Here is a 9,916-nt window from a genome sequence, read left to right as displayed (position 1 = left end):
TGCCGACCGCGGGCGTCGATTTCCACGTGCCCTTCGGCGGCCGCAAAGGCTCGTCCCACGGCTCGCGCGAGCAGGGCCGCTACGCCGCCGAATTCTACACAACCGTCAAGACGGCCTACACCCTGGCTTAAGGGCGCCGTCCATGGGCCCGCGGGATCGATGCGGGCCGCTCAAGGAAGGAAAAGATGAAGAAGAAAGCTGAGTGGCCGCGCAAGTTGCGCTCGCACGATTGGTTCGGCGGTACGGGCAAGAATGCCATCATGCATCGCTCCTGGATGAAGAACCAGGGCTTGCCGGCAGACACGTTCGACGGCCGTCCGATCATCGGCATCTGTAACACCTGGTCGGAGCTGACGCCGTGCAACGCGCATCTGCGTGACCTTGCGGAACGGGTGAAGCGCGGCGTCTACGAGGCTGGCGGCTTCCCGGTCGAGTTTCCGGTGTTCTCCGTCGGCGAGAGCACGCTGCGTCCGACGGCGATGATGTTCCGCAATCTTGCGGCGATGGACGTCGAAGAGGCGATCCGTGGCAATCCGGTCGATGGCGTCGTGCTGCTCGGCGGTTGCGACAAGACCACGCCGAGCCTGCTGATGGGCGCTGCCAGCGTCGATATCCCGGTTATCCTCGTTTCCGGTGGCCCGATGCTGAACGGCAAGTGGCGCGGCAAGGATGTCGGCTCCGGCACGGCGATCTGGCAGTTCTCGGAAATGGTGAAGTCCGGCGAGATGTCGCTGGAAGAGTTCATGGATGCAGAACAGGGCATGGCCCGTTCGGCTGGCAGCTGCATGACCATGGGCACGGCGTCCACCATGGCGTCGATGGCCGAAGCGCTCGGCATGACGCTTCCCGGCAATGCGGCGATCCCCGCCGTCGACGCGCGCCGCCGGGTGATCTCCCAGCTCTCCGGCCGCCGTATCGTCGACATGGTGAAAGAGGATCTGAAACCCTCGGATATCCTGACCAAGGAGGCCTTCGAAAACGCCATCCGCGTCAACGGTGCCGTCGGCGGTTCGACCAACGCGGTTCTGCATCTCCTGGCGCTTGCCGGCCGCATCAGTGTCGATCTGACGCTCGATGACTGGGATCGTCTTGGCCGCGACGTGCCGACGATCGTCAACCTGCAGCCATCGGGCAAGTACCTGATGGAGGAGTTCTACTATGCGGGCGGTCTGCCGGTCGTGATCAAGGCCGTCGGCGAAATGGGCCTCCTGCACAAGGATGCTGTGACCGTCACCGGCGACACGATCTGGAACGGCGTCAAGGATGTCGTCAACTATAATGACGACGTGATCGTGCCACGCGAAAAGGCACTGACCAAGTCCGGCGGCATCGCGGTGCTGCGCGGCAATCTGGCGCCCAAGGGCTGCGTGCTGAAGCCTTCCGCCGCTTCGCCGCATCTGATGCAGCACAAGGGCCGCGCCGTGGTGTTCGAGAGCATCGAGGACTATCACGCCCGCATCAACAGCGAAGATCTCGACATCGACGAGACCTGCGTCATGGTGCTGAAATATTGCGGCCCGAAGGGTTATCCGGGCATGGCTGAGGTCGGCAACATGGGCTTGCCGCCGAAAGTGCTGAAGAAGGGTATCACCGACATGATCCGCATCTCCGATGCGCGCATGTCCGGTACGGCCTATGGCACGGTCATCCTGCACACGGCACCGGAAGCGGCCGACGGCGGCCCGCTGGCGCTTGTGCAAAACGGCGACATGATCGCCGTCGACGTACCGGCCCGCAGCATTCACCTCGACATTTCGGACGAGGAACTCGCCCGCCGCCGCGCGGCCTGGGTGTCGCCGGTGAAGCCGCTTGGTGGCGGCTATGGAGGCCTCTACGTCAAGACGGTTATGCAGGCTGACACGGGTGCTGATCTGGACTTCCTCGTCGGCCCGCGTGGCGCGGAAATTCCGATGAACCGCGACAGTCACTAAATAGTCTTCGCCGAAGTGTGATGCCGCACCGCTTTATCGGTGCGGCATTTCCATTTTTACCTGGACGAACGACAGTCGTTTCAAAAAGACGCGCAATCGTTGCGCGTCTTCGGATTGCATTATCTACAACCTGCAAAACCTTCGACTTGCGGTAGAGCGCGCGCAACCAGACGTGATCTTCCGACGTCTCCTCCTAGTCAGGGTCATTTTGGCCCTAAGCTTGAGAGGAGGACGATCATGCGGAAGAATGTTCTTGCGTTGTCGCTGGGTCTTCTTGCGACGGTGGCTTTGTCTGCGCCAGTATATGCCCAAAGCGCGGAGCGCGGGGGTCTCGGTATCGGCCTGTCCGTCGGCGGAGCGAACGGGCTCAACGCCAATGCGGGCCTCGGAGGCTCGAATGGGCTGAATGCCGACGTCGATGCGTCGCTCGGCGGTGCCAGCGGCGTCAACACGGACGCCAATGCGTCGGTCGGCGGTCCGCGCGGCGTGAAGGCTGATGCGCAGGCGAGCGTCGGGGGCAGCAACGGCATCAACGCCGATGCCGATGTCGCCCTTGGCGGTGACAACGGGCTCGACGCTTCGGTTGACGCCAGTGTCGGTGGCCGACGTGGCCTGACGGCCGGCCTCAACGTCAACGCCGGCAGCGGCAGCACCGGTGGCGGCGCCGGTGGCAGTTCCGGCGGGGCGGTTTCGCCCGGCGCCTCGCTTTCGGCCTTCAACGGCCTGTCGAGTGCAGAACGGGTCAAGCTGATCAAGCGATGCCGCGATGTCGTCAGCGGCGGCTATGACAGCGGACTGGTTTCGCTCTGCCGCATCCTGCAGGCGAGCGCCTCGCGCTAGGGACAAGCGTTGGCGGCTTGGCGTTGTGGCGGGTTGCCAACTTGCGATGGGGCGTCGATTGCGCCCCATCGCCAAGGTCCCTGACGCAGAGACTACTGGCTTTGCGACTGGCTCTGACTCTGGCCGTGCTGCTGCTCGACCGTCACCGAGACCCTCAGCGTCTCCTTGGCTTCGCCATGGATGAGCCCGGAGATCGGGGCCGCATCGCGATAGCAGAGGCCCGAGGCAACGCGCACATAGCGGTCGTCGGGGCAGATCTTGTTGGCGGCGTCGAAGCCGACCCAGCCGAGGCCGTTCAAATGAATTTCGGCCCAGGCATGGCTCGCCGTCTGGTCCGGCTGGCCTTCCATCATCAGATAGCCCGAAATGTAGCGCGCCGGCAGATCGAGCGAGCGCGCTGCCGCGATCAGGATATGGGCGTGGTCCTGGCAGACGCCGCTGCCGCTTTCCAGCGCATCCTCGGCCGTCGTTTCCGCGTGGGTCTCGCCGGGTTTGTATTCCACCGCTTCGTGGATCGTTCCCATGAGCGCGTGCATACGGGCGAGGTCGGTATCGCCCTCGGCGGATTTCGCCAGTTCGCGGATGAGCTTGCCCGCCTTGGTCAAAGGCGTCTCGCGGGCATAGAGCCAGAGCGGCACATAGGACTGGTGCGGTCCGAAAACGCCGGCGCGGTCCTCGGTGTGAACCTCGCCGGACGCGGTGATGCGGATCGCCTCGCGGTCGCCGTCGACGCTGACGAGGTGAACCCGGTTGCCGAAGTGGTCGTCGTAGCTCACTTCGATCGCGGCGCCATCGACGAGGGTCTCCCAGCCGAGCACGGTCTGGCCCACCTGAGTCAGGGGCGTCAGCCGCAGGCGCTGCAACGCATACTGCACGGCTTCGTCGTAATGGTATTCGGTCGTGTGGCTGATTTTCAGGTGCATGCTGTCCTCCCGAAACTCAGTTGAAACGATAGCCGTCGGAGATTTCCTGTCCCAGACGGTTGTTGTGGCTGATGAAGTCTTCCAGATACTCGTGCAGCCCCTGGTCCATGATGTCCTTGATCGACTGGCTGCGCAGCGATGCGAGCGTGCGGTCGGCGGTGTCATGGGCGGCGTGGCGTTCGCCGTATTCCCGTTCGAGATAGCCGAGGTTGCTGGCGATCTTTTCGTAGCAATAGGCCAGCGAGCGCGGCATGCGGCCGTTGGAAATCAGGAAGTCGGCGATGTTGGCGGGACGAAGCTCGGCGTCATAGACCCAGCCATAGGCGCGGTGCGCCGAGACCGAGCGCAGGATCGATTCCCACTGCACATTGTCCATCGACGAGCCGACGGCAGCGACTGCCGGCAGCAGCACGTAGTACTTTACGTCGAGGATGCGGGCGGTGTTGTCGGCCCTTTCGATGAAGGTGCCGATGCGCGAGAAGTTGAAGATCTCGTTTCGAAGCATCGTGCCATGGAAGGCGCCGCGGATCAGACCGGCGCGGCGCTTGATCGTGTCGATGATCTCCGGCATGTCGGTCGGACGCGCCTTCTTCGAGAGCATCGCCTTCATCTCGAGATAGCACTCGTTGGTGGCTTCCCAGGTTTCGCGGGTAAGTGCCGTGCGCACCATTCGGGCATTGTGACGTCCCGCCTCGATGCAGGACATGACGCTTGACGGGTTGGCCCGGTCGCGCAGCAGGAAGTCGATCGCGTCGCTGCTGGTCAGCGTATCGTGTACCTCGTCGTAGAGTTCGCGCACACCGGCACTTTGCAGCACGCCGTCCCAATCGCCCTCGGTTGCCTCGCTGCGGGTCAAAGCCATGCGCAGGCCGGCATCGATCAGCCGGGCGCTGTTTTCCGCCCGCTCGATATAGCGGAACATCCAGTAGAGACCGTTTGCAGTTCTTCCCAGCATCTCTCAGTCCTCCAGCACCCAGGTATCCTTGGTCCCGCCGCCCTGGCTGGAGTTCACGACGAGCGAACCGGCTTTCAGCGCCACGCGCGTCAGGCCGCCGGGGATGATCTGGACCTTGTCGGAGACGAGGACATAGGGGCGAAGGTCGACGTGCCGTGGCGCGATACCCTTGTTGACCAAGATCGGTACGGTGGAGAGGGAGAGCGTCGGCTGGGCGATGTAGTTGGTGGGGCGGGCCTTCAGTTTTTCAGCGAAGACCGCGCGCTCCCTCTTCGTCGCCGTCGGTCCGACGAGCATGCCGTAGCCGCCGGAGCCGTGGACTTCCTTGACCACCAGTTCTTCCAGATGTTCGAGCACGTATTTCAGGCTCTGTGGCTCGGAGCAGCGCCAGGTGGGCACGTTTTCGAGCAGCGGCTTGCGGCCGGTATAGAACTCGACGATCTCGGGCATGTAGGAATAGATCGCCTTGTCGTCCGAGATCCCGGTGCCGGGCGCATTGGCGATGGTGATGTTGCCGGCGCGGTAGACATCCATGATGCCGGGAATGCCGAGTGCCGAATCCGGGCGGAAGGTGAGCGGATCGAGGAAGTCGTCGTCGACGCGGCGGTAGAGCACGTCGATCGCCTCGTAGCCGCGGGTGGTGCGCATCTTCACCTTGCCGTCGATGACGCGCAGGTCCGAGCCCTCGACCAGCTCGACGCCCATCTGGTCGGCAAGGAAGGCGTGTTCGTAGTAGGCGGAATTGTAGATGCCGGGGGTCAGCACGGCGACGCGGGGCTTGCCGCTACAGCCGGGAGGGGCGAGCGAAGCGAGGCTCTGGCGCAGGAGATAAGGATAGTTCTCGACCGGGCGCACGCGGTTCTGATGGAAGAGCTCCGGGAACATCTGCATCATCGTTTCCCGGTTTTCCAGCATGTAGCTGACACCGGACGGGGTGCGCGCATTGTCTTCGAGAACGTAGAACTGGTCTTCGCCGGTGCGCACGATATCGGTGCCGACGATGTGGGTGTAGACGCCGCCCGGCGGCCTAAAGCCGATCATCTGCGGCAGAAAGGCCACGTTCTTCTCGATCAGTTCACGCGGGATGCGGCCGGCGCGAATGATTTCCTGCTTGTGGTAGATGTCGTCGAGAAAGGCGTTGAGCGCGATGACCCGCTGTTCGATGCCCTGGGCGAGCTTGCGCCATTCGCGGCCGGAAATAATGCGGGGGATGAGGTCGAAGGGGATGAGTTTTTCGGAGCTGTCTGCGTGTCCGTAGACCGCGAAGGTGATGCCGGTTTTCCGGAATATGTTCTCGGCTTCTTTGGATTTCGCTATGAGCCGATTTCTGTCCTGGCTGGCATACCAATCATGATAGGTCGAATATGGTTGGCGCGGACTGCTGTCCGCATTCATCATTTCGTCAAATGCCAAAGGCGTGGTCCCCTTATTTTTGACCATTTGAGTACAACGCTGGTTGCAATGCAAGAAGCGTGCTCAGTCGCCCGAAAAGAAAGTTGGCACCGATCCAGGCGCCTATTCGCGGCAAAAACTGCCCAACAACGCGGCACCGGCGTCTGGCCGGCGAAGGCCGCGGCGGACGAGCGGCTACAAAATATGCACGTGCTCTAAAATTGAGCGTGGGTTCCCGGTGCTATCCGAGGCCGAGGCAGGCGATCGCGAGTGCCGAAAGGATGCAGAGCACGAGAAGCGAGAGCAGGGCGGCGGCACTGGCGCGCGGGCCGGCATTGGCGAGCGTGCGGATGTCCACCTCCAGGCCAAGGGCGGCCATGGCGATGACGGTCAGCCAGGTGGAGACCTTCACGGCGCCGGTTGCAACGACATCGGGGATTGCGCCGCTGTTGCGGGCAACGGCCACCGCCAGGAAGCCGAGGATGAATCAGGGAACGAAGTGGGCGATGGCAGCAAACCGTCCGGCTTTCCGGCATTTGCCCGGCAGCGGTTCGATGTCGGCATTGCGGCCGCCGATCAACGAGAAACAGAAGACGACGGGGCCGAGCATCAGCACGCGCACGAGCTTGACGAGCGTGCCCACCTGGACCGAGAGCGAACTGAAGGGGCTGGCCGCTGCCAGCACCTGCGGCACGGCGTAGACGGTCATGCCGGCAAAGACGCCGTAGCCCTGCGGCGTCATGCCGAGCCAGCCGCCAACGAACGGCAGAGACAGGACGACGGCGATGCCGAGAATGGCGGTGAAGGAGATGGCGGCTGCGACCTCTTCGCCGCGTGCGCCGATCGCCGGCGCAACGGCGGCTATGGCGGAGTTGCCGCAAATGGCGTTGCCGCAGGCGATCAGCGTCGCCAGGCGTTTCGGCAGGCCGAGCATGCGTGCGATCAGATAACCGGTGGAGATAGACAGCATTACCATGATGACGATGGTGACGAGCAGGGTCGGTCCGCTCGCGGCGATCGCATCGAAGCTCAGCATTGCGCCGATCAGGACGATTGCGGTTTCCAGCAGGATCTTCGCAGAGAAGTGGATGCCGGAGAGGAAGCAGTTGCCGGGTGTCCAGAGTGTGCGGACGATGGCGCCCAGCAGAATGGCAAGAACGAGGGCTTCCAGCCAGGCCCGTCCCGTCCAGTGCCACTCGATCCACTCAAGGCCGATGGCTGCGAGCGCGACGAGACAGCAGAGGAAAAGTCCCTGAAGAATGCACGTCATGCGGGAAAAGAAGGAGGAAAATGAGGAGTGGAGTGTGGAATGCAATCTGGACATGGCGTGCAACCTACGCCGATCCACGAATCAGTCTAACGGATTATTCTTGTCATTCTGATCGATTTTTGAGATTGATCTGCCATGACACTCGATCAGCTTAGAATCTTCGTCGCGGTCGCCGAGCGCCTGCACATGACCAAAGCCGCCGAGGCGATGAACGTCACCCAGTCGGCGGCAAGTGCTGCCATCGCCGCGCTCGAGACCCAGCACGACGTGCGGTTGTTCGATCGCGTTGGCCGCGGGCTCACGCTCACCGATGCCGGCAAGGTCTTCCTGCCGGAGGCCAAGGCGGTGCTCGCTCGGGCAGCGGCCGCCACCGCCTGCCTGCGCGATCTCTCGCAGCTTCGCCGCGGCGAACTCTCGATTGCCGCCAGCCAGACGGTCGCAAGCTACTGGTTGCCGGCGCGCCTCGCCCGCTTCACCCATGACTATCCCCAGGTGGACGTGAAACTCACCGTGCGCAATACGGCCGTGGTTGCCGAGGCAGTGGAGGAGGGGACAGCACAGCTCGGCTTCGTGGAGGGCCGGGTCGATGGCGCCAAGCTCGACCACCGCCGCGTCGCGGTCGATCGTATCGCCGTCTATGCTTCGCCCTCCCATCCGCTCGTCGGCGCGCCGGTCGATCTGGAGATGCTGCTTGCGGCGCGCTGGGTGCTGCGCGAAGAAGGCTCCGGTACGCGGGCGATGTTCCTGCAGTCGATGGAGGATCACGGAGCAGACCTCGACCGGCTCAGGGTCGAGCTCGAACTGCCCTCGAATGAAGCGGTACTGACGGCGGTGGGGAGTGGACCCTTCGTGACGGCGGTGTCCCGGCTTGCCGCCCAGCCCTTCGTTGATAGCGGCCGGTTGATCGAGTTGCCTTTCGAATTGGCGGAGCGCAGCTTCGAGCTGCTGACCCATCGCGAGAGGCAGTTCAGCCACGCGGCGCGTGCCTTCGTGGAACTGCTTTGAGCCCAATTCCGTTTCGCTGCTGCGATCGCGGAGCGGGAGAACCAGGCAATCGTTTCAGGATCCTCCGGTTGAAGAGGTAATCATGGCGTTCGAAATCGTGGAAAGACCTGCTGAGCGTATTGCCGGCGCATTCTGGGAAGGAACCTTCGGCGAGGCAGCCGATGGCGCGGTGCGTCGGCTGATCGCCGAAATGCAGGAGCATCATAGGCGCCTCCATCCCAGGGATCATGGTGCCCTGGTCGGCCTTTCCTGGAACGACCGCCCGGATGGCTTCCGCTATCTCGTCGGCTATGTGTCGGACAAGGCGGAGACGACGGTCCATCCGGGACATGTCGACTTGCCGGCCATGCGTTTCGTCACCGCCCTGCATAACCCTGATAGCGGCGACGTCTTTGCGCACTACCAGAAAATGTTCGACTGGATCGCGGCCGAAGGCCATGCGGTCGACACCGCCTTGCTGCACTACCGCGAGGAGTACGAGGCCGGGTTCGTCTCGCTGTCGCTTTCCTCGCTCAGGCTGATGGTGCCGATCGGCTGATGCTTGCCATCAGAAAAATTGCTTTGACCATCAATGCGGCCGCGGATACTTGCATGTGTGCTTAAATCCGAGGGATTTGAGCCGAAATCTGCGGCAGATCAAAGTGTTACAGCGGCTGGAGCCATTCCAGAAGGCGCGCTGCGCTGCTTTATCCACCGCCATCGTCATTCCGATAGGCCCATCATGCTCGCCCGCTTGGCTCCCGCCATCTTCGTTCTGCTCTGGTCTACCGGCTGGGTCGTCGCAAAATATGCCGCGGCCTACGCTGATCCGCTCACATTTCTGGTGCTGCGCTACACACTGGCGATCGTGCTCTTCATTCTGTTTTGCATCGCCACCGGCGCCCGCTGGCCAAAGTCGTGGTCGATGGCGGGCCACGCCGTGGTGTCGGGCATGTTCCTGCACGGGCTCTATCTCGGGTCTGTCTGGTGGGCGATCGGCGAGGGGGTTCCGGCCGGGATCTCCGGTATTATTGCCGGCCTGCAGCCGCTGATGACCGCAGTCGCCGCAGCCTTCGTCATCGACGAGCGCCTGAGCATGCAGCAGAAGCTCGGGCTGGTGCTCGGCTTCTTCGGCATCGCCCTTGCCGTTTTGCCGAAAGTGCTGGCGATCGACACGGGTACGACACCGGTGCACTTCCTGCCTGTCATCATCAACGTGCTCGGCATGGGTGCCGTCACCTATGGCACGCTCTACCAGAAGCGCCATCTGCAGAGTGGCGACATCCGCACCATCGCAGCGCTGCAATATCTCGGCGCGCTGATCGTCACCATTCCGCTGGCGCTGATGCTGGAAGACCTGCACGTGACCTGGAACCTCCAGATCGCGTTGTCGCTCGCCTGGTCTGTGCTGGGGCTCTCGATGGGGGCGATCGCGCTGCTGCTCTATTTGATCCGGCGCGGGCAGGTGTCGCGCGCGGCGTCGCTGATCTATCTCGTGCCGCCGCTTGCCGCGGTGCAAGCGGCAATCTTCTTCGGCGAGGCGCTGACCCTGCCGATGATCATCGGAACCGTGATCGCCGTTGCCGGCGTCTATCTCACCAACCGCAAGCCGCAGGCGTAA

General features: G+C 63.1%; 9 protein-coding genes and 1 pseudogene. 6 read left to right on the top strand and 4 right to left on the bottom strand.

Annotation, left to right across the window (positions count from 1 at the left end; all coding sequences use genetic code 11):
• The 3 genes from I8N66_RS20025 to I8N66_RS20015 form a co-directional block, all read left to right on the top strand.
• On the top strand, window positions 1–131 hold a 131-nt coding region (locus I8N66_RS20025), incomplete at its 5' end, for an aldehyde dehydrogenase family protein (protein WP_192341192.1).
• 54 nt (window positions 132–185) lie between these two features.
• The gene (gene araD / locus I8N66_RS20020; protein ID WP_291156986.1) at window positions 186–1,931 is read left to right on the top strand and encodes an L-arabinonate dehydratase; all 1,746 of its coding nucleotides are present in this window, start codon (window positions 186–188) and stop codon (window positions 1,929–1,931) included.
• Between the two features lie 237 nt (window positions 1,932–2,168).
• Complete coding sequence (locus I8N66_RS20015) at window positions 2,169–2,771, top strand: hypothetical protein (protein ID WP_291156984.1); 603 nt, start codon at window positions 2,169–2,171, stop codon at window positions 2,769–2,771.
• Between the two features lie 92 nt (window positions 2,772–2,863).
• On the opposite strand, the gene I8N66_RS20010 is transcribed toward I8N66_RS20015, so the two are convergent.
• From I8N66_RS20010 to I8N66_RS19995, 4 genes and pseudogenes are all read right to left on the bottom strand, one after another.
• A complete protein-coding gene (locus I8N66_RS20010) occupies window positions 2,864–3,694 on the bottom strand; it encodes a transglutaminase family protein (protein WP_291156982.1) in 831 nt (276 codons plus the stop codon).
• Window positions 3,695–3,710: 16 nt separating this feature from the next.
• The gene (locus I8N66_RS20005; RefSeq protein ID WP_291156980.1) at window positions 3,711–4,649 is read right to left on the bottom strand and encodes an alpha-E domain-containing protein; all 939 of its coding nucleotides are present in this window, start codon (window positions 4,647–4,649) and stop codon (window positions 3,711–3,713) included.
• Between the two features lie 3 nt (window positions 4,650–4,652).
• A complete protein-coding gene (locus I8N66_RS20000) occupies window positions 4,653–6,047 on the bottom strand; it encodes a circularly permuted type 2 ATP-grasp protein (RefSeq protein WP_162768607.1) in 1,395 nt (464 codons plus the stop codon).
• 235 nt (window positions 6,048–6,282) lie between these two features.
• A pseudogene (locus I8N66_RS19995) lies at window positions 6,283–7,365 on the bottom strand (putative sulfate exporter family transporter).
• 81 nt (window positions 7,366–7,446) lie between these two features.
• Between I8N66_RS19995 and I8N66_RS19990 the strand changes: the two are divergent.
• The 3 genes from I8N66_RS19990 (at window position 7,447) to I8N66_RS19980 (ending at window position 9,916) form a co-directional block, all read left to right on the top strand.
• A complete protein-coding gene (locus I8N66_RS19990; RefSeq protein WP_291156978.1) occupies window positions 7,447–8,316 on the top strand; it encodes a LysR family transcriptional regulator in 870 nt (289 codons plus the stop codon).
• An 82-nt stretch (window positions 8,317–8,398) separates the two neighbouring features.
• A complete protein-coding gene (locus I8N66_RS19985) occupies window positions 8,399–8,854 on the top strand; it encodes a GyrI-like domain-containing protein (RefSeq protein WP_291156976.1) in 456 nt (151 codons plus the stop codon).
• A 183-nt stretch (window positions 8,855–9,037) separates the two neighbouring features.
• Complete coding sequence (locus tag I8N66_RS19980) at window positions 9,038–9,916, top strand: DMT family transporter (protein WP_291156974.1); 879 nt, start codon at window positions 9,038–9,040, stop codon at window positions 9,914–9,916.

This window comes from Ensifer sp. SSB1 (assembly GCF_016652895.1).
Lineage (GTDB): Bacteria > Pseudomonadota > Alphaproteobacteria > Rhizobiales > Rhizobiaceae > Ensifer.
The sequence above is the reverse complement of the archived record's forward strand: the minus strand, read 5'-3'. Positions and strand labels throughout refer to the sequence as shown.

Coding starts and splice junctions, on each gene's coding strand:
- araD (WP_291156986.1), top strand. CDS start 186: ATGAAGAAGAAAGCTGAGTGGCCGCGCAAGTTGCGCTCGCACGATTGG.
- I8N66_RS20015 (WP_291156984.1), top strand. CDS start 2,169: ATGCGGAAGAATGTTCTTGCGTTGTCGCTGGGTCTTCTTGCGACGGTG.
- I8N66_RS20010 (WP_291156982.1), bottom strand. CDS start 3,694: ATGCACCTGAAAATCAGCCACACGACCGAATACCATTACGACGAAGCC.
- I8N66_RS20005 (WP_291156980.1), bottom strand. CDS start 4,649: ATGCTGGGAAGAACTGCAAACGGTCTCTACTGGATGTTCCGCTATATC.
- I8N66_RS20000 (WP_162768607.1), bottom strand. CDS start 6,047: ATGATGAATGCGGACAGCAGTCCGCGCCAACCATATTCGACCTATCAT.
- I8N66_RS19990 (WP_291156978.1), top strand. CDS start 7,447: ATGACACTCGATCAGCTTAGAATCTTCGTCGCGGTCGCCGAGCGCCTG.
- I8N66_RS19985 (WP_291156976.1), top strand. CDS start 8,399: ATGGCGTTCGAAATCGTGGAAAGACCTGCTGAGCGTATTGCCGGCGCA.
- I8N66_RS19980 (WP_291156974.1), top strand. CDS start 9,038: ATGCTCGCCCGCTTGGCTCCCGCCATCTTCGTTCTGCTCTGGTCTACC.